Source organism: Rhizobium sp. YAF28 (assembly GCF_052113285.1).
GTDB lineage: Bacteria > Pseudomonadota > Alphaproteobacteria > Rhizobiales > Rhizobiaceae > Rhizobium.
In genome coordinates this window covers 84685-106780 of the sequence record NZ_JBFRCX010000005.1, presented here as the reverse complement: position 1 = coordinate 106780, position 22096 = coordinate 84685, and the positions used below count along the sequence as shown (strand labels likewise).

Genomic DNA, 22096 nt, shown 5'->3' with positions numbered 1-22096 from the left:
CGATGGCAGGCGATATCCGCATCGAGCCGATGAGCGAGGAGCATATCGAGGGCTTTCACCGGGTTCTCGATACGGTGGCGCGCGAGCGGAAATATCTGAGCCTTCTCCAGGCGCCCTCGCTGGAGGAGACGCGCAAGTTCGCGCTGGCCTCGATTACCGCGGGTAATGTGAACCTCGTCGCTGTCGATGGCGGCGAGGTGGTCGGCTGGTGCGATATCCGCAGGCATTTCTTTCCTTCGCATGTCCATCGCGGCTCGCTCGGCATGGGCCTGCTTCCCGCTTATCGCGGGCAGGGACTCGGCCGCCGCCTCATCGAGGCGGCGATAGCGGGCGGGCGTGAGGTGGGTATGGTGCGCATCGAATTCGGCGTGCATGCCGATAATGCGCGGGCGATCCGGCTTTATGAGAGGGTTGGCTTCGTGCGGGAAGGGGTGAGCCGCGATGCCTTCTGCGTCGATGGCGAGTACACGGATGTCATCAACATGGCGCTGATCTTCCGGTAGGCGGCCATCACGCCGCAATGCCATTCTCATCACGCCTGATTACATAGTCGTGATCTCTGGCGGCATGATCTCGCCATCACATATTAGTGTGAAATTAGGATATTAGGAATCCGGCATAAGCTACCGATTTCATTACAGATCTTTAATTTTATTTTCAGATTTCGTTCATTTTCGAAGACGTAGTTTCGGGGCGTGTTCAACACGAGGAAGCCCCATGAAAAAGATTTTTGCAGCTCTTCTTTCCGCCTCTTTCCTGCTCTCGCCGATCGTCGCATCGGAAGCAAGTGCGGCCGATCACCGCCGTCCGCCGGTCGTCGTCCACAAGAAGGTCGTCGTCGAGAAAAAGGTCGTCCGTCGGCATCACTGGTCCAAGGGTTATCGCATGTCCGCTGCCGAGCGCGGCCGCTACGGTGAAGTCCGCGACTACCGCCGTTACCGCCTGGCACCGCCGCCGCGCGGCTATCACTGGGTGAGGGCCGATAACGACTACCTTCTCGTCGGCGTCGCCACCGGTGTGATCACCAGCATCATCGCCGCCAATCGCTGAGCTCACGCAGGACCTGGAAAAAGGGGCGGCTTCGGCCGCCCTTTTTTGTTTTGTGAGGCTCGGCGTCCCACGATACAACGCTCAATGCCTAATCCTGCTTTCGCGACGAAATCACACGCTCGGCGATCATGCCGAGCAATCCCTTCGGCTTTGGCGCCTCACTCTCCGCATCCCCATAGGTCAGCGGATGCAGCCCCTCGATCGGCGGCAGCGGTTCGCACTCGGTGCACAGGCACCGGTAGGGTTTGATTGCCGTTGCCCTCATGCTGCCTGCCGGCTCCAGCTCGCGAACGGATCCGGCAGATTTCGCCAGCGCTCCGGCGTGAAGGCATCGCTTTCCATCAGACAAGAATCGAGCTCCCGCCTGATCCAGGCTTCATCCATCGGGTCGGCGCCGATGAAGACGATTTCCTGGCGCCGGTCGCCCCAGACGGGGTCGAGGTAGGGGCTGATGGCGCGCAGGAAGGCGGTTTCCTGCGGCCATTGCTCGCGCGGGACTGCCGCCCACCAGAGGCCCATCTTGCCGGTGCGGATGATGGCGCCGGCCTGGCTGATTTCGCCGACATGGTGCGGGCGGGTCGCCAGCCAGAAGAAGCCCTTGGCGCGCACCACGCCCGGCCAGGTGCGGTCGAGGAAGGCCTGCAGTTTTGCGGGGTGGAAGGGGCGCCTTTCGCGGTAGACGAAGGAGCGGATGCCGTATTCCTCGGTTTCCGGCACGTGATCTTTGAAACCGTGCAGCTCCTTGTACCAGAGCGGATGGGTCTCGGCTTTGTCGATATCGAAGCGGCCGGTGCCGAGCACATCCTTCAGCGATACCTTGCCGAAATCCGTCTCGATGAGGCGGGCATCCGGGTTTAAGCCGGTGATGATTTTCCGGGCAGCATCGCGTTGCTCTTCGCTCGCCGTGCCGATCTTGTTCAGCACGACGATATCGGCGAATTCGATCTGCTCGACGAGCAGGTCGACGATCGTCCTGTTGTCGCCGTCGCCGGCGGTCTCGCCGCGGTCGGCGAGGAAATCGGCCGAGGCGTAATCGGCGAGCAGGTTGGCGGCATCGACGACGGTTACCATCGTATCGAGGAGGGCGACATCCGAGAGGCTTGCCTCATTCTCGTCGCGGAATTCGAAGGTGGTGGCGACGGGCAGGGGCTCGGCAATGCCGGTCGATTCGATCAGCAGGTAGTCGAAGCGGCCCTGCTCGGCGAGCTGGCGCACTTCCTTCAGGAGGTCATCGCGGAGCGTGCAGCAGATGCAGCCATTGGTCATCTCCACCAGCTGCTCCTCGGTACGAGAAAGATTGGCGCCGCCATCGCGCACAAGGGCGGCATCGATATTCACCTCGCTCATATCGTTGACGATGACGGCGACGCGCATGCCCTCGCGATTCCCGAGAACATGATTGAGCAGCGTCGTCTTGCCGGCGCCGAGGAAGCCTGAGAGCACGGTGACTGGAAGTCTGTTCTCCATTGTAATCTCGCTTTATGTTATAACGTAACATTTATTTTTGACAAAAAAAGGCGGAACGGGGGTGTCGCCGCCTTCTTTCGCCGCAGCGCTCGCGGGGAGAGCTGCAAGTCCGGCAGGGCGCGGAGGCGCACTGTCACTGTTTCCTACTGCATCCCGGGGGCAAGATCGGCACCGATCTTCCGCCAGGCCTATGCGTTTTCAGTGGCGCATGATCCTTATCGAAAATCGTTTCCGATTTTCCCGTCATGCGCTGGCAAGGCAGTTCTTCATGCTGTCAGCGATGCCGCGCATGAGGGTGAAGTAGAGATCGGGACCTGCGGGCAGGGTGGCGGCTTCTGGGTCCAGCACGCCTGATTTCGCCTTGGTGCCCTCGATGACGACATCGACGAGGCGCGGTTCGAATTGCGGCTCGGCGAAGACGCAGGTGGCGCCGAGATCACCGACCTTCTTGTGGATCTCCGAGACGCGCTCCGCCCCCGGAATGGTCTCCGGGCTGACGGTGATCGAGCCGGCGACGCGGATATGGTAGCGGTGCTCGAAATACTGATAGGCATCGTGGAAGACGATGAAGGGCTTGTCCTTCACCGTCGACACCGTCGCAGCGATTTCCTTGTCCAGCGCATCGAGCTTGTCATCCAGCGCCTTGGCATTGGCCTCATAGGTCAGCGCATTTGCGGGGTCGGCGGCAACCAGCGTGGTGGTGATCTCGGTGGCCATCGCCTTGGCATTCATGGGGTCGAGCCAGAGATGGGTGTCGAAGGCGCCATGGTCACCGTGGTCGTGGTCATGATCTACCTCGGCATGATCGTGGTCGTGACCGGCTTCGGCATGTTCGTCAGCGGAAGCATTATCGTGCTCGTCGCCATCATCGTGCGCCTCAAAGGCACCGCCTTCGCGGAAGGGCAGCTTCACGAGACCGGGCGCGTTGTCGAGCCGGGCGACAATGGCGTCGGAACCCAGCGATTCCAGCGGCTTTTCGAGGAAGGCTTCGAGGCCGGGGCCGACCCAGAAGATCACCTTGGCTTCCTGCAGGGCGCGGGCATTGGAGGGTTTCAGATTATAGGTGTGCGGGGAGGCTGCGCCATCGACGATCAGCTCCGGCTTGCCGACGCCCTGCATGATGGCCGAAACCAGCGAATGGACCGGCTTGATCGAGGTAACGACGACGGGTGCATCGGCCGCCTGGAGGGACCCGGCGAAGAGGAAGGCCGCGATTGCGAGGGTAAGGCCCACCGCCAGTTTCATCAGCATGCTCCGCTTGAATTGCAATTGTTATGTTATTACATCAATTGCGTTATGCTATAACGTGTGCAATAGCAGGACGCAACAGCACTTTCGGAAAATTTGATGCTCTCTCCCGCAAATAACCCCGCTGGCAGCGCCGCCGGTATCCGGGCCGAACCGCTGGTTTCGCTTGAGAACGTCGGCATTCGCCGCAGCGGCCGGTGGCTGGTGCGTGGTGTGGATTTCTCCGTTTCGCGCGGCGAAATCGTCACGCTGATCGGCCCGAACGGCTCCGGCAAATCGACGAGCGCCAAGGCTGCGATCGGCGTGCTGAAGCCGGACGAAGGCAGGGTGACCCGCATTGCCGGCCTCAAGGTCGGCTATGTGCCGCAGAAGCTTGCGGTGGACTGGACGTTGCCGCTTTCCGTGCGCCGGCTGATGACGCTGACCGGGCCATTGCCCGAGGCCGATATCATGGCCGCGCTCGAAGCCGCTGGCATGGCGCATATGCTGGATGCGCAGGTGCAGCATCTCTCCGGCGGCGAATTCCAGCGGGCGCTGATGGCGCGCGCCATTGCCCGCAAGCCCGATCTTCTGGTGCTCGACGAGCCGGTGCAGGGGGTGGATTTCGCCGGCGAGATCGCCCTTTACGAGCTCATCAAGTCGATCCGCAATACGACCGGTTGCGGCATCCTGCTGATCTCGCATGATCTGCATGTCGTCATGGCGGAGACGGATACCGTCATCTGCCTGAACGGCCATGTCTGCTGCCGCGGCACGCCGCAGGCGGTGAGCCAGAGCCCGGAATATGTGCGTCTCTTCGGCAGCCGGGCAGCGCCGACGCTTGCCGTCTACAGCCATCATCACGACCATACGCATCTGCCTGACGGACGCGTGCTGCATGAAGACGGCTCGGTGACGGATCATTGCCATCCCGAAGATGGGCATCACCATGACCACGGGCACGATCATGCGCATTCGCACGATCACGCGGACGCTCATGCCCATGCGCACGCTGACGGGGATCATGCGAATGCGGAGGCTCATGCCCATTCGCAGAGCGGGGCCAAGAACGGGGAGAACCGTCATGCTTGACGATTTCTTCGTGCGCGCCATTCTCGCCGGTGTCGGCCTGGCGCTGACGACGGGGCCGCTCGGCTGCTTCATCATCTGGCGGCGCATGGCCTATTTCGGGGATACGATCGCCCATTCGGCGCTGCTCGGCGTCGCACTCTCGCTGCTCTTTGATTTCAACCTGACGCTTGCCGTCTTCGTTGTTGCCGCCGTCGTCTCGATCCTGCTGCTCTTCCTCCAGAAGCGCCAGGCGCTGTCGGCCGATGCGCTGCTCGGCATCCTCTCGCATGCAACCCTTGCCATCGGCCTCGTCATGGTCGCCTTCATGAGCTGGGTGCGCATCGATCTCATCGCCTTCCTGTTTGGCGATATTCTGGCGGTTTCGACTGTTGATATCGCGCTGATCTGGGGCGGCGGCATCTTCGTGCTGGCGGCCATCGCCTGGCTCTGGCGGCCACTGCTCGCAGCCACCGTCAATCCGGAACTGGCGGAGGCCGAGGGTCTGCAGCCCGAGCGGGCGCGGCTGTTCTTCATGCTCCTGATGGCCGTCGTCATCGCCATTGCCATGAAGATCGTCGGCATCATGCTGATCACTTCGCTGCTGATCATTCCGGCGGCAACGGCGCGACGCTTCTCCTCGACGCCGGAACTGATGGCCATTCTCGCTTCGCTGATCGGCGCCGTCGCCGTCGTCGGCGGGCTCTTCGGTTCGCTGACCTATGACACGCCGTCAGGCCCGTCGATCGTGGTGGCGGCCCTCATTCTCTTCATTCTGAGCCTGCTTCCCGCCTGGCGCGGGCGCAGGGATCTGCAAGGACAAGGCTCATGAACGCACCTCAGCTCACCCGCAACCAGTCACTCGTCTTCGACGTGCTCGAAAAGGCCGAGGGGCCGCTCAGCGCCTATACGATCCTCGACAAGCTGCGCGACCAGGGTTTTCGTGCGCCGCTTCAGGTCTACCGGGCGCTGGAAAAGCTGCTCGAATATGGCGTCGTGCATCGGCTCGAAAGCATCAACTCCTTCGTCGCCTGCGCCCATCCCGGCGAGGATTGCCACAGCCACGGCATCGTCGCCTTCGCAATCTGCGAAAGCTGCGGCCAGGTGATCGAATTCCACGACCATGAGGTGGATCACCGGCTGATGGGCTGGGTACGCAGCCAGAAATTCAAGCCGGCGAAGACGACGATCGAGATCCGCGGTACTTGCGAGGCTTGTGCTGCGTGAAGCAGCAGCGGCAGCTGGGCATAGGGCCCATGCTTAGTGGATCGTCGTTTCGTCGGGACGGATAAAATCGGCCTGTCCGACCATCTTTATCGCTTCAGCGATCCGGTTTGCCATCTCATCCGCATCGCCGGAAATGGCATCGTAATTCTCCAGAAGATCGGCAAGGTTTTCCATTGCCTGCGACAGGCTGTTGCCTTCCGCGTGGGCGATCGGCGAGGCGTGGAGCATATTGCTGAGCTTCTGCAGCAACTGCTCTATCTCTTCCCGCGTCATATCGTCGATTCCCTTGGTCTCAGCCACGACCGCCCCCAACGATCTTTCCAAAATCTGCTTGAAATTGCGATTGCTAATCACTTGCATTAGCAAAACATAATTGCGAGTTATTCGCAACGGAAAACGAAGCATTTGAGACGGCCATCGAAATCAGCAGCCCTCTTAAGCCTGATGTTCTCAGGCGGGCAGGGCCTCGCAATGCGCTGGGCCTTCTTTGAAAGGGACCTGCCTATGCCTCTACGGGGGCGAGTGCTGCGAGATGCAGCAAGTCTTCATTCTCTTCGGGCACACCCTCTGCAAGACGGGCGGCGGCGATGACTGGCAGCCAGGTGAAGATCTCGTCCGGAGATAACTCAGCCGCTTTTGCATAGATGACGACATAGGCTTCGGCGATTTCCGGGAGCACGCGGCGCATCAGTAGATAGGTGCGGCAGACATCGGCGGCCGGGTTGCCGCTGCAGGCGTCCAGCCAGTCGACGATCATGGCGTCGTCGCCGGAGCCCAGGATATTCCAGGGATGGAAGTCGCCGTGGCACACGCGGTCGCCGTCAGGCAGGGCGGCAGTCAGAAGAAGCAGTCGGTCGCACAGGTCCGGTGTCAGAAGTTCGGCGCTTTCGATATTGGCCGACAGCCTTGATTTCAGCGAGGGAAGGCCGGCGCCGGGTTCGTTGTGCAGGCGTTGGTGGAGTGCTGCCATCTCCTTGATGGCTGAGAGCGGCGGTTCCGGCATCATCTCATCGGCAAGGCTTAAGCCCGGCGCGCGATCCATCAAGAGGCCCCAGCGGCCGTGATAATCGCCGACGACGTGGACCCTCGGTGCGGGCAGCGAGAGCCGCTCGGCGACGGCCAGATTGGCGGCCTCGCGGAAGGCTGGGGCCTTCGGGCGGCCAGGCCTGTAGAGCTTCAGCGCCAGCGTGCCATGTTCATAGACTTCCGCTTCCTTGCCGGCGCCGAGCAGACGGCCGATTTCGCTCATGTCGGGCTCCCATTTCCCGGAGTGTCTTCCAGAGCGATGTGGTGCTGATCTTTGTGGTGGGAAGAGGGAGGGTGAAGATGGCTCTGATTGTTCCGGTTGTGGAGACACTGTGTCTGCGCCGGCGGGCTTTATCCCGCGCCCAAGGCGTGGATGATGGCGGCAAAGCGGGGGCCATTGCTGATGTCCATGGCCGGGAATTGGAGTGTCATGACCATCAACAAGAAAAGCTCAGATGCGATCGCCTGCTGCGGCGAGGAAATCCTGTCGCGCGAACTGCTGCTGAGCGGCACTTTCGCTGACCTGATTGCCGGGGAGGCGCCGACGCTCCGGCTTTTGAGCGACGAGGAGCGGCGAGCATCGCTCGCATCGATGCTTGCCGAGCGGCCGGAGGGCGATGTCTGGATTTTCGCCTACGGCTCGCTGATCTGGAATCCGATCATTCTGAGCGTCGAAAGCCGGAAAGCCCGCATCGAGGGTTGGCGCCGATCCTTCTGCCTTGCCACCGTCTCCGGGCGTGGCTCGCCCGACAATCCGGGCCTCGTACTCGGGCTGGACGCGGGCGGCGCCTGCGATGGCGTGGCTTTGCGTCTGGAAGAAGATGATGTCGTGCACGAACTGGAGATTCTGTGGCGGCGGGAGATGGTGGCCGAGGCCTATACTCCGCGCTGGGTCGATTTGCTTGATGAAGAGGGCGCCCGTTTTGGAAGCGGCATCGCTTTCACCATGAACCCGCTGGCAAACACCTATGCCGGCGGCCTTTCCAGGGAAGCGACCGTTCAGCGGCTTGCGACGGCCGCAGGCAGTATCGGCAGCTCGGCCGACTACCTGTTCCGCACGCGTGACGGGCTGCGGGCGCTCGATATGTGGGACGAGCTTCTGGAAGAGCTCGCCGTCGAGGTGGAAGAGGCACAACGCAGGCTGCAGCAATTGCCCGCCGCGGACGTTTGATCAGCCGCGACCTAACCCGGCCTCGACCACATTGCCGATGTGCTGAAGGCCCCGCTGGAATAGCGGAGCCTTCGCAGGCTTGTCAGGCGGCGGAGCGCTCGGAAAGCGGGCGACGGCGCAGGCCGGCGGTCTTGATGGCCGGGGTCTGGTAATTGGCTTCGAGCGGACCGGTCTCGGTGCCCGGAGGGACAATGGCGTCGATCGCGTCGAGGATTTCGTCGGTCAGGCGCACTTCGGCGCCGGCCAGGAGATCATCCAGCTGTTCCATGGTGCGGGGGCCGAGGATCGCCGAGGTGACGCCCGGATGGGCGGTGACGAAGGCGAGCGCCATGTGGGTGAGCTTGATGCCTGCCGACTCTGCCAAGGGAATGAGCTGCTCGACGGCATCGAGGCTGTTTTCGTTCGACATCTGCTTGGGGAAATAGGCAACGCGGGTGCTGTCAGGCTGGGCCGCACCCCGGCGGTAGCGACCGGTCAGCATGCCCATGGCGAGCGGGCTCCAGACAAGGGCACCCATGCCGTAGCGTTCCAGGGTCGGCAGGACTTCGCGCTCGATGCCGCGATGGAGGATGGAGTAGGGCGGCTGCTCGGTGCGGAAGCGGGCGAGGCCGCGCTTTTCTGCGACCCATTGCGCCTCGATGATATCGGAGGCGGGGAAGGTGGAGGAGCCGATGGCGCGGATCTTGCCTGCGCGCATCAGGTCCGTGAGGGCCGAGAGTGTTTCCTCGATATCGGTATCGGGCGCCGGGCGGTGCATCTGGAAGAGATCGATGTAATCGGTCTGCAGGCGGCGGAGCGAATCTTCCACGGCGCGGAAGATCCAGCGGCGCGAGCTGCCCTGCTGGTTCGGATCCTCTCCCATCGGGATGAAGCATTTCGTGGCGAGCACGATCGTGTCGCGGCGACCCTTCAGCGCCTTGCCGACGATTTCCTCGGATTCACCGCGGCTGTACATATCTGCGGTGTCGATGAAGTTGATGCCGGTATCGAGTGCCTTGTGGATGATGCGGATGGAGTCGTCATGATCGGCATTGCCGATGGCGCCGAACATCATGGCGCCAAGGCAATAGGGGCTGACCTTGATGCCGGTGCGGCCAAGGGGACGGTATTGCATCTTCGTTTCCTTTAATCTGGCCATGCCCTCGCGGGCATGATTGGAATCTGGCAAAGTCCTGTTGAACAGGTTATAACAGCGCATCCGGAACGCGGTTCCGTTTATACGGAACAATGTTCCGCTTTGCAAGAGGTGTTGATGTGACTGACGGGATGGACAGCCCGGGTGAGGCGCGTGAGGCTGATGGCGGCCATGAAAGGCCGGTACGGGCGGATGCGCGGCGCAACCTCGATCTGCTGCTGAAAGCCGCATTGGATGTGTTTGCCACCTCGGGCGTGGATGCGCCGGTGCGCGAGATCGCGGAAAAAGCGGGCGTCGGCGTCGGCACGGTCTATCGCCATTTTCCCCAGCGCTCGGATCTCATCAAGGCGGTGGTGCGCAACGAGGTGGATGCCTGCGCCGGATCTGCCGCCGCCCTTGCCGCCGAATATGAACCGGGAGAGGCGCTGTCGCGCTGGATGCAGCGCTTTGCGGATTTCATCATGGCCAAGCGCGGCCTTGCCGCAGCCTTGCATTCCGGAAACCCGGCCTATGAGGCGCTGCCTGTTTATTTCGACCAGCGGATGATCCCAGCGCTGCAGGGGCTGCTGGACAGCGCCGTTGCAGCGGGAGAGGCACGCGGTGATGTGGAGGCAAGCGAACTCATCCGCGCAGGTGCGCAGCTTTCCAATCTCGGGCAGGGACATGATCCGGCGGCGACGCGGCGGATGATTGCGCTCTTGGTGGATGGGTTGCGCTATGGGGCGGGGGCGAAGGGGTGAGTGCCTTGATCCTCGCCGCGCGGCTTCAGGCTCCCGCGGTTTTTTCCTTCGGCTTCAACAGAATGATGAGCAGCAGGCCGGCGATGATGAGGGCCGCACCTTCGAGGTGATAGGTTTGCAGCTTTTCGCCGAGGATCAGGTAGGCGAGTACGGCGATGAAGATCGTCTGGATGTAGAGGAGCACGCCGGCGCGGGCTGCACCGAGCGCCTCGATGCTGCGATTGAAGAGATAATACATGAGCGCGCCGCCGGGGATTGCGACATAGGCGAGCGCGATGAGGCCGCTGGCGTTCAGCGTCGAGCGTTCGTCGGAGGCAAGTTCGTAGAGATAGAAGGGCAGCGCCGTCAGCGCGGCGAAGCCCAGCAGCAGGACGAGCAGCGCTAGCCGGTTCAGATCGAATTTCGCCTTGCGCAGCAGCACCGTATAGAGGCTGAAGCAGAAGGCGCCGGCGACGATCCAGAGTTCGCCGGGATTGAGATCGAGGCGCAGCAGAGCGTCCGGGCTGCCCTTGACGATGATGACGACGATGCCGAGGAAGGCGAGGATCGAGCCGGCCACCTGCCAGCTTCCCATTGGCTCTGACAGCATCAGGCGGGCGAGGATCATGGTGATGATCGGGATCAGCGCGATGATGATGCCGGCGGTGGTGGCGTCGGCATGTTCGAGGCCGACGAAGATCAGGCCCTGACAGATGGCCAGGCCCATACCGCCGATGAAAAGCAGTTCCAGGCCGCGCGCCCGTATCAGCGCAAGCATGTCGCCGAAATGGTGGCGCACGATCGGCAGCAGGATCGCGAAGGCGATGAGCACGCGCCAGAAGCAGAGCGCCCAGGGCGGCATTTCGGCGGAGACCCATTTGGCTGCGATGTAGACGCCGGCTGACAAGAGCCAACAGAGGACACCTACGGAATAGGCTCCTGCAAGCGAAACGCCTGCGGCCTGTTCCGTCCCGACAGTATCACGATGGACTGCCAAGACATGTATCGCCATCGGCATGTTATGCCACAATTGTCGGGCGCTGCACAGGTGAGGGCGGTGTGGTTTCGCCGTCTGCTTGCGCAGCAAGGCCGTCGGCTCAGGCCTGGATTGTCTCTCTCTCTCTCTCTCTCTCTCTCTCTCTCTCTCTCTCTTTACGATTGAGCGCGGCTCACAGTCGTTGCCGAAATCGCCGTCAAGGTCTCGGCATCACGGCCGTAGATGTCGTCGAAATAGTGGACGACGCCATCGTCTGTCGGCCATGCGGTGAAATAGGAGACGTAGACTGGAACCTGTTCCGGAACCGGCATGTCCTTCTTTGCACCGTCGGCGATCTGCTGATCGACGAACTCGACCGAGGTCTTCAGGACAGCGGCGGCCATCGCCTTCGGGTTTTCCAGACGCACGCACCCATGGCTGAACATACGGTCCTGCGAGGCGAATTTACCGCGGGCGGGGGTGTCGTGCATGTAGATGTCGTGCGAATTCGGGAAGAGGATCTTCAGCTGGCCGAGCGCATTGTCAGCACCCGGCGGCTGGACGACGCCGATATTTTCGAGCGGCTGCGACCAGTCGACCTTGGCGGACGGCATCGTCTTGCCCTTGACCGAAACCACGTAGCCTTCCTTGTCCAGGTAGGCAGGATCGCGCTTCAGGTGCGGCAGCATCTCGTTGCGGATGATCGATTGCGGCACGCCCCAGTCAGGGTTGAATTCCACCGTCTTGATCGAGGCGTCGAAGAAATTCGTCTGGTGGTCCTGCTGGCCGATCACCGCTTTCATCGACAGTGTCAGCGTGCTGTTTTCATAATAGTAGGCCATGTAGGCCGGCTGGTTGATGAAGACGTAGCGCTCGGGGAATTCCTGCGGCAGCCAGCGCATTTCCTCCATGGCCACGATAACCTTGTTGATGTTGACGGCGCTGTCGCCGCCCTGGCCTGATGTGCGCAGGTAGTGCAGTTCGGCCGCGAGTTGGGCGAATTTCGGATTGCTCGGCAGCAGGCGGTCGAAGACCACCATCAGATCAGGCGTGGCCGAGAGCTGGGCGATCGTGCCCTTCAGATCGACCGGCTTGCGCTTGAAGTCATAGTAGTTCGACAGCTTGTTAGGATCGATGCGGCCCCGGAAATTGTCCTGAAGGAACATCAGCATCTTGGCTGAGAGGGAGGCTTCGAACTCGGCCAGCGCTTTCGCGCGGTCGCCTCCTTGAGGAGGGGCGACAGCATAATCGCCGGCATTCAATCCCCAGTCATCGGCCTGTTTCAGAAGGCTCAGGGCCTGTGCGGCTTTGGGGGTCGGTCCCTTGCCGTCGACCCAGATGAGCTTTGCCTTCGGCTGGGCGTAATAGGCCTCGACCGCATCGGCGATGTCGTTGTTCATCGAAACCGTCAGGCCGCCCATTTCATTCAGCACCTTGGCCTGATTGCCGCTGACTGAATCAAAAAGCGCCGACAGCGACGCGCCCGTATCCTGCCGGACGATATGCGCGGGGCGGCGGGCAGGAACCGTATAGTTGGGCTTCGGGCTGGCCTGCGTGACGGGCGGCGCCGGCAGCGGCTCGGCGCGCACGGCAATTGCACTTCCCGAGAGCGCCAGCAGACCGGCGAGCGGTGCAATCCAGCGGGAAGATGTTTTCAGCGGCATTCTGGCGTCCTTGAAACCTGATTGAAACACTGTCTCGCCGCGCAGTCTTGGGGCCAGCGCGTGCGGGCAGTCTGTGTGGGGGCATTGGCTGACTAAAGCGCCAACAATCGGGCAGAAGATGGGCATTCCCTGTGTGTGGCAAGCCCACTTAAGGCAGAAGTGGTTGGAACGAAATCACTTTTTCGACAGATCAGCCGTGATCCGTGGACACTTCTGCCGGCGATGCCTTGCGCAGCCGCTGCGACAGGAAATCGATGCAGAGGCGGACTTTGGCTGCGGCCAACCGGCTGTGAGGGAAGACGACGTGGATCGGGGCTGCGGGCAGTTTCGCCTCCGGCAAAACGAGCTCCAACGCGCCGCTGTCGATATCGTCCTTCACATCCCAGATCGACTTCAGCACGAGCCCGGCGCCGAGCAGCGCCCAGCGATGGGCGAGCTCGCCATTGTTGGTGGTGAGCCTGGCTGTGACATTGGCGCTGCGCCCATCCGCAAAGGTCCAGTGCGTGTTGGGCGGGTCTCCGAAGGCGATGACGTCGTGGGTGAGCAGATCGTCGATCACCTCGGGGCGGCCGCGTCGATCGAGATAGGCAGGGGAAGCGCAGATGACACGACGGTTGGGGGCGATCTGCCGGGCGATCAGGCTGGAATCGGACAGTGCGCCGAAACGAACCGCGAGATCGTAGCCGGCCTCGACGATGTTCACCAGGCCATCCTCGGTATCGAGATGGACGGTGAGATCGGGATGGGCCTGCTGGAATTCATGCAGGATCGGCGCGAGCCAGCGGCGGCCGAAGGCATAGGTGGCGGTTACTTTCAAAAGGCCACTTGCCGTATCCCTACCGCTCGTCGCCTCGGTTTCGGCATCGTCGATCTCGGTGAGGATTTTTGTGCAGCGTTCGTAGAAGCGCGCGCCTTCTTCGGTAAGAGACAGGGAGCGCGTCGTTCTGTTGACGAGACGGACGCCCAGCCTCTCTTCCAGTCGAGACAGCTTGCGGCTGACGACGGTCAGCGAGAAGTTCAGCTCGCGGGCCGCGCCCGAGAGACTGCCGGCCTGAACCACACGCACGAAGACGAGCATGTCGAGGAAATTGTCGCTCATATTCTTGCTGATATCGCAAGAGATAGTCGACAACAACACCTATTCCGGCAAGAGCGTTGTCGCGCTAGCTTCTCCTCATCGAAACCACGGCGGCATCGCCGCAAACTGGAGAGAGCAGATGATATCCCTGGCCAAACAACGCGTTCTCGTCGTCGGCGGAAGCTCCGGCATCGGCCTTGCCGTTGCGCAACAGGCCGCTGCTGCGGGAGCGGAGGTGACGATTGCCTCGCGTTCGGCGGACAGGCTCAAGGAAGCCGCGCGATCGATCGCCGGAAAGGTCGAGACGGCGGTGCTCGATACGGGTGACAATGCCAGTGTCGAGGCTTTCTTCGCGAACCATGCGGCATGGGACCATATCGTCATTTCCGCGGCCCAGACGGCAAGCGGGCCGGTTCGCAAGCTACCGCTCGATGATGCGGCCCGCGCCATGGACAGCAAGTTCTGGGGCGCCTATCGCGTTGCACGCGCTGCCCGCGTTGCCGACCGCGGCACGCTGACCTTCATTTCCGGCTTCCTCAGCGAGCGCCCGTCTGCTTCGTCGGTGCTGCAGGGAGCGATCAATGCGGCGCTGGAATCGCTGGCGCGGGGGCTGGCGCTGGAATTGTCACCGGTCAGGGTCAATGCGGTTTCGCCTGGAATGATCGACACGCCGCTCTGGTCGAAGATGGATGAGGGCAACCGCAATGCGATGTTCGAGCGCGTCGCGGGCAGCCTGCCGGCAAAGACGGTCGGGCAGCCCTCCGATATTGCCAATGCCGTGCTCTTCCTGATGGTGACGCCCTTTGCCACCGGCTCGACGGTGCGTGTCGATGGCGGCGGGGCGATCGGGTGAGCCATGCAGCTCGACCATGTGACGTTACGCACGGCGGATCTGGAAGGGACGAGGCAGTTCCTGCAGGATCTGCTGGGGCTGACGGTCGGCTACCGTCCGGATTTCGGCTTTGCCGGCTACTGGCTCTACAGTCGCGATGGGCCGGTCGTGCATCTCATCCCGGGCGGCGGCAGAGCCGTCGGCCGGGACGCAGAGACAATCGATCATATCGGCTTCCGCCTCGAAGGCTATGAGGCCTTCCGGCAGAAGCTCGACAGGAACGAAATTCCCTATTCCACCATGGATCTCGCCGAACTCGGCGAACGGCGCCTCTTCGTGCGCACACCAGGCGGCATCCTGCTGGAACTCGTTTTTCGTGAAGGTGGAACATCTGATTGAACAAGTCAGGACGCATCGAGGACAATGCGCCGGGCGTGTGCGAATGACTGTCATCGGCGGAGCGCCTGCTGACGGTCACGAGGTCGGTGTGGACCTGACCCCGTCACCTCTTGCGTTTTATCCTGCCGCTGGCAGCACGGCTACTGCCAGGTCCGGCGGCGTTCGAGCTCGGCCTCGGACGGTTGATCGGACACGAACGAGCCGGTCTGGACTGCGCCGTTCCGCTCATAGGTCGCGACGACGATGCCGGTGCTCGACACCACCGATCTCGTGAGCTTGAGGGCACCCGGCGCCGCGCCGCCCTCGAACAGCCGCTTTCCGTTGCCGAGGAGCAGCGGGAAGGTCAGCACGGTCATTTCGTCGATCAGCTCGTTGGCAAGCAGGGTCTGGATGAGATTGCCCGATCCCTGGATGAGCAGGTTCGGCCCGTCCTCCGTTTTGATCTTGCGTAGAGCCGCGACGATGTCGGGTCCAAGCGATTGTGAATTCTGCCAGGTGAGGGTTTCAGGCCGATGCGTCGCGACATATTTCACAGCGGGATTGAAGGCCTTGGCGATGTCGTCGTCCTGATAGGGCCAGTAGGCGGCGAAGATGTCGTAGGTCCTGCGGCCGAGCAGCAGCGCGAAGGGCTTTGCGAAGAGCTCGCCGATCACGGATCCCATCGTGTCGTCCGCATAGGGGAATACCCAGCCACCAAACCTGAAACCGTTGACGGGGTCCTCGTCAGGGCCGCCGGGTGCCTGCATGACGCCGTCGAGGCTGACGAATGTGGAAGCGATGATCTTTCTCATGGGTGTCTCTCCTCGTGGTGATCCGCGCCATCAGGGCCAGATCTCGGCCTGAGGACGAAGCAAGCGACAGCATGCCGACAATTCCCGAGGAAATTTATGGGAGACTTGCTGGTCTGCATATGCGAGTTTCGCCGGCGGAGCGGCCGGCGGCCTCAGTGGTGAGGTTCGCCTTCTGTCTTGTCTCACCATTGGACGTGAATGCGAGGGTGAAAATGCCTGATGTGACACGCCACCTCATCGATAGGGGTGACGGGGCAAGTGTGGAGCTTTTTCAAGCGCAGCCCGAGAGCCAAGCGCCTGCGGGCGCCATCCTGTTCGTCCACGGAAATCAGGGCGGCCGCCTCATCGGCGCGAAAGAGGCGGTCGATACCGGCACGCTGCTACGGTTCTGTTCCCGTTTGAATATCACCGCGGCGGCGGTCTCGCAGCCGGGTTTCGGGGCTTCTGATGGACCGGCGGATTTCTGCGGCCCGAACACCCAGCGGGCGATCATGGCCGCACTCTCCTTCCTGCGGGAGCAGCCTTGCGTCGATCCTGATCGTATCGTTCTCTATGGCAACAGCCGGGGAGCCGTCGCCTCGGCCATGGTCGCGGCCCAGGTTCCCGATCTCAGAGCCGTCATCCTGCGCAGCGGGGTCTACGACCTCAAGGCTGTCTATGAGTCCAGTTCGAAAGGCTTGCGGTGGGCGATCGAGCAGGAAGCCGGTCTGTCGAACGAAGCCTTCCTGGCCCGCTCGGCCCTGCATCACGCGCCGAAAATCCGGGCGGAAACCTTGTTGCTGCACGGGAGGCTCGATGAGCGTGCTCCCGTTGCCCAGGCAGAACTGTTCTCCGATGCGCTGTCGGACGCAGGCGTGTCGGTCATGCTCCACGTCTTCGAATGTGGGCACCAGATTCCCCGGGAATATGCGCAGGAGGCGCAGCGCTCCTTCCTGCAAAGGATGTTCGATCCGGTTGTGACGTACCATTGAGCCGTTGAGCGGCCTCAACAGTTAGCCCAGGCTGCGGAGGTAGGCGCAGAACATGTCCGCCATCGCGTCTGCGAAGGCTGAGATTTCGCTCTCGTCATGCGCTGCCTCGGAAAATTCCTTTCCGACCGTGCTCATCGTCGTCATGATCAGGTCTCCGGCCATGGTCCTAATTGCGTCCGATCCATCGGGCAGCGCTTCGCGCATGAACTGCTCGATAATGGGGTCGTCAGCCTGCCGTGCCTCCTGCGCTTCCGGGGCGTCGCGATAGAGGGGGGCCGCGTCGTTCAGCGCCACCCGGACGGCGGCTTCTTCGCATTCGGAGCGAATGAAGGTGTGGACGAGGGACCGCAGCCGGTCGAGAGGCGGGCGGGCGCTGTCGTTCAAGACTTCGCCCAAAAGATGCGAGGTCTGCCGCCATTCGTCGCTCTGCAGCCGGAACAGGATTGCGGCCTTGTTGGGGAAATATTGATAGAGCGAGCCGACACTGACGCCCGCCCTTTCGGCCACCCGGGCAGTCGTGAAACGCTGCGCGCCTTCCTGAGCCAAAACCTGAACAGCGGCCTGCAGAATGGCGTTTACGAGCTCGTTCGAGCGCGCTTGTCGCGGTGCTTTTCTTGAAGAAATTCCGTGGCTTGGACGATCGGCCATACCGGCGCTCCGCAAATGCGATTAGCGAATGCGACGGATTATTCGTATTTTCATTTCGAAAGCAAGCCATCCGAAATGAAGGATTTCTCTGATGAACACTCTCGCAAGCGCACCGCTCGCGCCACTTCTCGATCAGCTGTTTGCCGAGGCTGACAAGGCCACCAGCCCGGCCATGGCTGCGCTCTCCCGCGATGAGCGGGAGCGGCTCATGCACAGCAAGACCGAGTATCTCGATTTCTACGAACGCATGAAAGACCTGTGGCTGCCCGTTTCGCGCCAGACCGGAGAGCTGCTCTACATGCTGGCGCGCAGCACCAATGCCAGGACCATCGTCGAATTCGGCACGTCCTTCGGCATTTCGACGCTCTATCTTGCCGCTGCCCTTCGCGACAATGGCGGCGGGCGGCTGATCAGCAGCGAATTCGAGGTTTCCAAGGTCGTGCGGGCGCGACAGAACCTTGCCGAAGGCGGCCTTGGCGATCTCGTCGAGATCCGCGAAGGCGATGCGCTCCAGACATTGAGCACCGATCTTCCAGATAGTATCGACCTGCTTCTGCTTGACGGAGCGAAGTCGCTCTATCCGGAGGTACTGGCGCTGGTCGAAGGCCGGCTTCGGCCCGGCGCGCTCGTCATCGCAGACGATGCCGATTACTGCCCGCAATATCTCGACCATATCCGGTCGCCCGCAGGCGGATACATGTCCACGTCGTTTGCCGACGACATCGAGCTGTCGATTCGCGTGGCCTGACTTCGACTAGTTCCCGCACAACCACCCCAACTTCAAACAGGGCTGCCCGATGGGCGCCCGGTAATGGAGATCGTAGCAATGCACATATTCGTAACGGGTGCGACCGGCTGGGTCGGCACCGCCATCGTCGAGGAGCTGATCCGCGCCGGTCACAAGGTCAGCGGGCTTGTCCGCTCGATCGCAAAAGCAAAGGCCATTGCGATCATCGGCGCAAAGCTCGTTCCGGGATCGCTCGATGACCTCGACCTTCTTAGCGATACCGCCTCCAAGGCCGATGCCGTGATCCATACTGCCTTCAACCATGACTTCTCGAAATTTCTCGACAATGCGGCGCAGGACGAGCGCGCCATCCATGCGCTCGGAAACGCGCTTGCCGGATCGGATCGTCCGCTCATCGTCACATCCGGCCTGTTGGGCTTTCCGCTGGGTGCAAAGGAAGCGGACCTGCCGAACCCGGCATCGCCTCGCAAATCGGAAGCCGCCGCCCGGGCACTTGCCGGGCAGGGGATACGCGCGGCCACGATGCGGCTTGCCCCAAGCGTGCACGGCATCGGCGACCATGGCTTCATCCCGATACTGGTGCGCATTGCTCGTGAGACCGGCGTGTCCGCCTATCCGGATGACGGAAGGAACTGCTGGTCGGGTGTGCACCGGCTGGATGCGGCCCGCCTCTACCGTCTGGCGTTGGAAAGCGGCGTGACCGAAGCGGCCTATCATGCAATCGCCGATGAGGCAGTGCCGTTCCGGCAGATCGCCGAGGTGATCGGACGCCAGCTCGGCCTGCCGGTGGAGTCTCGCCCTCACGAACACTTCGGCTGGTTTGCCAATATGGCGGCGACGAACATGGCGGCTTCCAGCGCCCATACACGCTGGTTGCTCGGCTGGCAGCCGACTTATCGCAGCCTCATCGACGATCTCGATCAGCCTGGCTATTATGCGCGGTAGGCTCGCCGGAAGCGTTCAATGCCCGCCCATCGGTTGTCCCTCAGGCTGGTTGGGCGGGCGTCTCACGTAAAGGGATGCGGCGACGGCCGCCAGCGAAATCAGCGCGCCGACGAAGAAGGCGGACTGCATACCGCCGACGGCTGCCGTTGCGGCATCTGCTTCCCCTTGAGTCAGGATACCGGCGCGCCAGGTCATGATGGCGACGTAGAGCGTTGTGCCGGCGGCACCGGCGACCTGCTGGGTGGTGCCGATGATGGCGCTGCCATGGGAATAGAGTTTCGGCGGCAGCGAGCCGAGGCTGACGGTGAAGAGCGGCGTGAACATCAGGGCAAGGCCGATGCTGAGCACGATATGGATGGCAAGCACCACCCAGACCGGGGTCGTCGTGGAGATGAAGGTCAGGCTCCACATCACGCCGCTGAACAGGATGGCGCCGGGGATGACGAGGCGGGCAGGGCCGTAGCGGTCGAACAGCCTGCCGACGAAGGGGGCGCAGAGGCCCATGATCAGGCCGCCGGGCAGAAGCAGCAGGCCGGTCGTGAGCGTCGTCTGGCCGAGCACGGACAGAAGATAGATCGGCAACAGGATGAAGACGCCGAACATCGACATCATCAGGATCGCCATCATGCCGGCGGCGATCGTGAAGGTCTTCGTCTGAAGGGTGCGCAGGTCCAGCAGCGCCCGCTCGTGCTTCTGGAGATGAAGTTGTCGCCAGATGAAGATGGCGATGACGGCGGCACCGGCGACGAGCATGAGGCGGGGATCGAGCGGCGTCGCACCCGCTTCGGGTGCACCGAGCTCGCTGATGCCGAAGACGAAACTGCCGAAGCCGATGGCCGAGAGTATGACCGAGATAACATCGAGCGGCGCCTTCGACGGCACGGTGACGTTTTCGATTTTCGAGGCGCCGAGCGCGAGAGCCGCAAGCGCGATGGGCAACACCAGCAGGAAGAGCCAGCGCCAGTCGAGCGAAGAGAGGATGAGGCCTGAAATCGTCGGGCCGATGGCAGGCGCCACGGATATGACGATCGAGATATTGCCCATCGTCTTGCCGCGCGAATGCGGAGGCACGAGGTTCATGATCGTCGTCATCAGCAGCGGCATCATGATCGCCGTGCCCGAGGCCTGGACGATGCGGCCGACGACCAGCATGGGGAAGCCGGGGGCAAGGGCAGAGACCAGCGTGCCGGCGGAAAAGAGCGACATGGCGAGGATGAAGACCGGACGCGTGTTCAGCCGCTGCAGGAGATAGCCAGTCACGGGGATGACGGTGGCCATGGTCAGCATGAAGGCCGAGGTCAGCCATTGGGCGGAGCTTGCCGGAATCTTCAGATCTGCCATCAGGTGCGGGATCGCCACACCCATGATGGTTTCGTTGAGGATGACCACGAAGGCGGAGACGAGCAGCAGGCCGATCACCAGCCTGTTGCGGGCACTATGGTCTTCGACCGGCAGTTCGGCCTGTTCTTCGATCTCTGAAAGCAAGGGTTCACTGGTCATGGTGTTCCTATATCCATATCTGAAAGAAGGAATTCTGCCGTAAGACGAAAGTGCCGGGCTGATTGCGACACCGGGTATGCGTATTTCCTATGTCTTTATGCTGTCGCTTGGATGCAAGGCGATTTTTAGCGGAGGCGCGTGGAATTCGGGTGTGTTTTGTGAGGGAAGGGCGCTGCTCTGTCGGGTTTTTCTCTACGACGTCGTTTCGATTCGATAGGGTGTGCCACAGCACAACGCAAACCGATATCCTGCATCGGCTTACTGCGCCGCAGGCAATCCCCATTCTTCCAGCGAAAAGGCTTCGGTTGGCAAGCGCATCTCCGAGAGAGCGACAGGGCGGCGGCGGAATGATGTGGCGGTGTAGGGGAAGGCCAAATTCATTCCGCTGATATCAAGCTTGAGCGGCAGCCCGTCGCCTGTGAGGCACTCGCTGTTTCCGGCGTCCTGAACTCCCGGCATCAGATCAAACCATTCGCAGGTCTCGCCGAGGATTGTTTCGCTCTTGCCGAGCGAGGCCTTTCCGGTTGCCTCATCGAATTTCAAAGGCGGGGAGCCGTCGTCTGCTGGACGTCCGGCCATGAGCCTGCGATAGCCGCTTGCCTGCCGATAGGAGATGCCCTGATCTTCGCGCTTGCTCCAGATCCTGATGCTGACGGAGCCGCCGCGGTCCCGCTGTTCCCGATAGTACCAGGGATAATGCCGCAACAACCGCATGGTTGAGCCGCCTACGCTCTCCAGCGTGATGTCGAAATCGGGCTGGGAGGGATCGGTATTTTCGCTGCGGATCGGTTTGAGCCAGAATTCCGGAGTCAGGATTTCCGATGGCGGATAGATCTCCGCGGGAGTGACGGGGCGGCGGTCGAGCCTTGTAAGGCGGGTGTGGTAGAGCGGCACGTCATTCGGGGTCAGCAGCCTTGTTTCGATGACGATGCCGTCCTCGGTGGCGCAATTCTGCTCGCGGGCGATGAATGTTCCGGGCGCGGGCGGCTTGCTCGCCGTTTGGAGCCATGTACAGTGCTCGCCGGCAATGGTCGAGACTTCTTGGAGTGGTTGAGGCGTTTCTGTCTTCGTGGCATCCGGTTTGCGGTCGCGAAGAAGAAGCTCCAGGAACGTGATCTCACCATCCGCCTGCCTGCTCCAGCGCAGAACGGGATCGTTCCTATCAGGCCCGAAGCCGATGCTGGCCCGTCCACCCCGCAGCGTCTCGCTCAGAAACATGCCGTCGTGATGGATAATCGTGACGGTCGGATCGACCTGGACTCCGTTCTTGTCGAGCGCCTGCATGACGGCGACATAGTCCGGCTGGAGCGGGGAGACATCAAGGTTCGACTGCGCAACCGCGGCCTTCGTTAAGGCCATGCAGGCGATTGCGCCAATGATTGCTGCTGTCTTCATTGTTTCTCGGGTCTTCGAACCTGCGCGCGTCATTGCGGCGCCGGCAGCAGATGACGGTT

25 protein-coding genes are annotated in these 22096 nt (G+C 62.0%); 12 read left to right on the top strand and 13 right to left on the bottom strand.

All coding sequences use genetic code 11. The annotated features are described in order from the left end of the window. Window positions 1–2: 2 nt before the first annotated feature. Window positions 3–503, top strand: a complete 501-nt coding sequence (locus tag AB4Z13_RS12915) for a GNAT family N-acetyltransferase (protein ID WP_442206093.1) — start codon at window positions 3–5, stop codon at window positions 501–503. Window positions 504–717: 214 nt separating this feature from the next. After that, complete coding sequence (locus tag AB4Z13_RS12910) at window positions 718–1050, top strand: RcnB family protein (protein ID WP_113320644.1); 333 nt, start codon at window positions 718–720, stop codon at window positions 1048–1050. A gap of 88 nt (window positions 1051–1138) precedes the next feature. On the opposite strand, the gene AB4Z13_RS12905 is transcribed toward AB4Z13_RS12910, so the two are convergent. The 3 genes from AB4Z13_RS12905 to AB4Z13_RS12895 form a co-directional block, all read right to left on the bottom strand. Beyond that, window positions 1139–1315: a hypothetical protein gene (locus AB4Z13_RS12905; RefSeq protein ID WP_442206092.1), complete on the bottom strand. Its 177-nt coding sequence runs from the start codon at window positions 1313–1315 to the stop codon at window positions 1139–1141. Beyond that, window positions 1312–2517: a zinc metallochaperone GTPase ZigA gene (gene zigA / locus AB4Z13_RS12900; RefSeq protein ID WP_442206091.1), complete on the bottom strand. Its 1206-nt coding sequence runs from the start codon at window positions 2515–2517 to the stop codon at window positions 1312–1314. The genes AB4Z13_RS12905 and zigA overlap by 4 nt, the downstream gene beginning before the upstream one ends. A 243-nt stretch (window positions 2518–2760) precedes the next feature. Next, window positions 2761–3762: a zinc ABC transporter substrate-binding protein gene (locus AB4Z13_RS12895; RefSeq protein ID WP_442206090.1), complete on the bottom strand. Its 1002-nt coding sequence runs from the start codon at window positions 3760–3762 to the stop codon at window positions 2761–2763. Window positions 3763–3864: 102 nt separating this feature from the next. Here AB4Z13_RS12895 and znuC point away from each other — a divergent pair, with 102 nt between their 5' ends. From znuC to AB4Z13_RS12880, 3 genes are read left to right on the top strand one after another with little or no spacing between them, the layout of a single operon-like run. Beyond that, on the top strand, window positions 3865–4836 hold the full coding sequence (znuC, locus tag AB4Z13_RS12890; protein WP_442206089.1) for a zinc ABC transporter ATP-binding protein ZnuC: 972 nt from the start codon (window positions 3865–3867) through the stop codon (window positions 4834–4836). After that, window positions 4829–5644, top strand: coding sequence for a zinc ABC transporter permease subunit ZnuB (znuB, locus tag AB4Z13_RS12885; protein ID WP_113320639.1), 816 nt, complete (start codon window positions 4829–4831; stop codon window positions 5642–5644). The genes znuC and znuB overlap by 8 nt, the downstream gene beginning before the upstream one ends. Next, window positions 5641–6039, top strand: a complete 399-nt coding sequence (locus AB4Z13_RS12880) for a Fur family transcriptional regulator (RefSeq protein ID WP_007814087.1) — start codon at window positions 5641–5643, stop codon at window positions 6037–6039. The genes znuB and AB4Z13_RS12880 overlap by 4 nt, the downstream gene beginning before the upstream one ends. Before the next feature lie 33 nt (window positions 6040–6072). Here the strand turns inward: AB4Z13_RS12880 and AB4Z13_RS12875 are convergent, their stop codons facing one another. Both AB4Z13_RS12875 and AB4Z13_RS12870 read right to left on the bottom strand, forming a co-directional pair. After that, window positions 6073–6339: a hypothetical protein gene (locus AB4Z13_RS12875; RefSeq protein ID WP_442206088.1), complete on the bottom strand. Its 267-nt coding sequence runs from the start codon at window positions 6337–6339 to the stop codon at window positions 6073–6075. A gap of 202 nt (window positions 6340–6541) precedes the next feature. Beyond that, window positions 6542–7288: a phosphotransferase family protein gene (locus AB4Z13_RS12870; protein WP_442206087.1), complete on the bottom strand. Its 747-nt coding sequence runs from the start codon at window positions 7286–7288 to the stop codon at window positions 6542–6544. A gap of 207 nt (window positions 7289–7495) precedes the next feature. Between AB4Z13_RS12870 and AB4Z13_RS12865 the strand changes: the two genes are divergently transcribed. Next, complete coding sequence (locus AB4Z13_RS12865) at window positions 7496–8236, top strand: gamma-glutamylcyclotransferase (protein WP_442206086.1); 741 nt, start codon at window positions 7496–7498, stop codon at window positions 8234–8236. Window positions 8237–8318: 82 nt separating this feature from the next. Here AB4Z13_RS12865 and AB4Z13_RS12860 read toward each other — a convergent pair whose 3' ends face one another. Continuing rightward, the gene (locus tag AB4Z13_RS12860) at window positions 8319–9350 is read right to left on the bottom strand and encodes an aldo/keto reductase (RefSeq protein ID WP_442206085.1); all 1032 of its coding nucleotides are present in this window, start codon (window positions 9348–9350) and stop codon (window positions 8319–8321) included. A gap of 152 nt (window positions 9351–9502) precedes the next feature. Between AB4Z13_RS12860 and AB4Z13_RS12855 the strand changes: the two genes are divergently transcribed. Next, on the top strand, window positions 9503–10111 hold the full coding sequence (locus tag AB4Z13_RS12855) for a TetR/AcrR family transcriptional regulator (protein WP_442206244.1): 609 nt from the start codon (window positions 9503–9505) through the stop codon (window positions 10109–10111). A 25-nt stretch (window positions 10112–10136) separates the two neighbouring features. Here the strand turns inward: AB4Z13_RS12855 and AB4Z13_RS12850 are convergent, their stop codons facing one another. The 3 genes from AB4Z13_RS12850 to AB4Z13_RS12840 all read right to left on the bottom strand — a co-directional run bounded on the left by AB4Z13_RS12850 (window position 10137) and on the right by AB4Z13_RS12840 (window position 13862). Beyond that, window positions 10137–11102, bottom strand: a complete 966-nt coding sequence (locus AB4Z13_RS12850) for a DMT family transporter (protein ID WP_442206084.1) — start codon at window positions 11100–11102, stop codon at window positions 10137–10139. Window positions 11103–11242: 140 nt separating this feature from the next. Then, window positions 11243–12730: a L,D-transpeptidase family protein gene (locus AB4Z13_RS12845; protein ID WP_442206083.1), complete on the bottom strand. Its 1488-nt coding sequence runs from the start codon at window positions 12728–12730 to the stop codon at window positions 11243–11245. A 190-nt stretch (window positions 12731–12920) separates the two neighbouring features. Then, on the bottom strand, window positions 12921–13862 hold the full coding sequence (locus AB4Z13_RS12840; protein ID WP_442206082.1) for a LysR family transcriptional regulator: 942 nt from the start codon (window positions 13860–13862) through the stop codon (window positions 12921–12923). Between the two features lie 85 nt (window positions 13863–13947). Here AB4Z13_RS12840 and AB4Z13_RS12835 point away from each other — a divergent pair, with 85 nt between their 5' ends. Then, window positions 13948–14661, top strand: coding sequence for an SDR family oxidoreductase (locus AB4Z13_RS12835; protein ID WP_442206081.1), 714 nt, complete (start codon window positions 13948–13950; stop codon window positions 14659–14661). Between the two features lie 3 nt (window positions 14662–14664). Next, window positions 14665–15039: a VOC family protein gene (locus AB4Z13_RS12830; RefSeq protein WP_442206080.1), complete on the top strand. Its 375-nt coding sequence runs from the start codon at window positions 14665–14667 to the stop codon at window positions 15037–15039. 140 nt (window positions 15040–15179) lie between these two features. Here AB4Z13_RS12830 and AB4Z13_RS12825 read toward each other — a convergent pair whose 3' ends face one another. Further along, complete coding sequence (locus tag AB4Z13_RS12825; RefSeq protein ID WP_442206079.1) at window positions 15180–15830, bottom strand: dihydrofolate reductase family protein; 651 nt, start codon at window positions 15828–15830, stop codon at window positions 15180–15182. Between the two features lie 212 nt (window positions 15831–16042). Here AB4Z13_RS12825 and AB4Z13_RS12820 point away from each other — a divergent pair, with 212 nt between their 5' ends. Then, window positions 16043–16801, top strand: a complete 759-nt coding sequence (locus AB4Z13_RS12820) for an alpha/beta hydrolase family protein (RefSeq protein ID WP_442206078.1) — start codon at window positions 16043–16045, stop codon at window positions 16799–16801. Window positions 16802–16822: 21 nt separating this feature from the next. Here the strand turns inward: AB4Z13_RS12820 and AB4Z13_RS12815 are convergent, their stop codons facing one another. Then, window positions 16823–17449 carry a TetR family transcriptional regulator gene (locus AB4Z13_RS12815; protein WP_442206077.1) on the bottom strand — a complete coding sequence of 209 codons (627 nt, stop codon included), beginning with the start codon at window positions 17447–17449 and terminating at the stop codon, window positions 16823–16825. A gap of 91 nt (window positions 17450–17540) precedes the next feature. Here AB4Z13_RS12815 and AB4Z13_RS12810 point away from each other — a divergent pair, with 91 nt between their 5' ends. After that, window positions 17541–18197 (top strand): O-methyltransferase, encoded by a 657-nt coding sequence (locus AB4Z13_RS12810; protein WP_442206076.1) that lies wholly within the window; start codon window positions 17541–17543, stop codon window positions 18195–18197. A 78-nt stretch (window positions 18198–18275) separates the two neighbouring features. Continuing rightward, window positions 18276–19142 (top strand): SDR family oxidoreductase, encoded by an 867-nt coding sequence (locus AB4Z13_RS12805; RefSeq protein ID WP_442206075.1) that lies wholly within the window; start codon window positions 18276–18278, stop codon window positions 19140–19142. A gap of 15 nt (window positions 19143–19157) precedes the next feature. On the opposite strand, the gene AB4Z13_RS12800 is transcribed toward AB4Z13_RS12805, so the two are convergent. Further along, window positions 19158–20642, bottom strand: coding sequence for a DHA2 family efflux MFS transporter permease subunit (locus AB4Z13_RS12800; protein ID WP_442206074.1), 1485 nt, complete (start codon window positions 20640–20642; stop codon window positions 19158–19160). Between the two features lie 258 nt (window positions 20643–20900). After that, on the bottom strand, window positions 20901–22037 hold the full coding sequence (locus AB4Z13_RS12795) for a hypothetical protein (protein WP_442206073.1): 1137 nt from the start codon (window positions 22035–22037) through the stop codon (window positions 20901–20903). Between the last annotated feature and the right edge of the window lie 59 nt (window positions 22038–22096).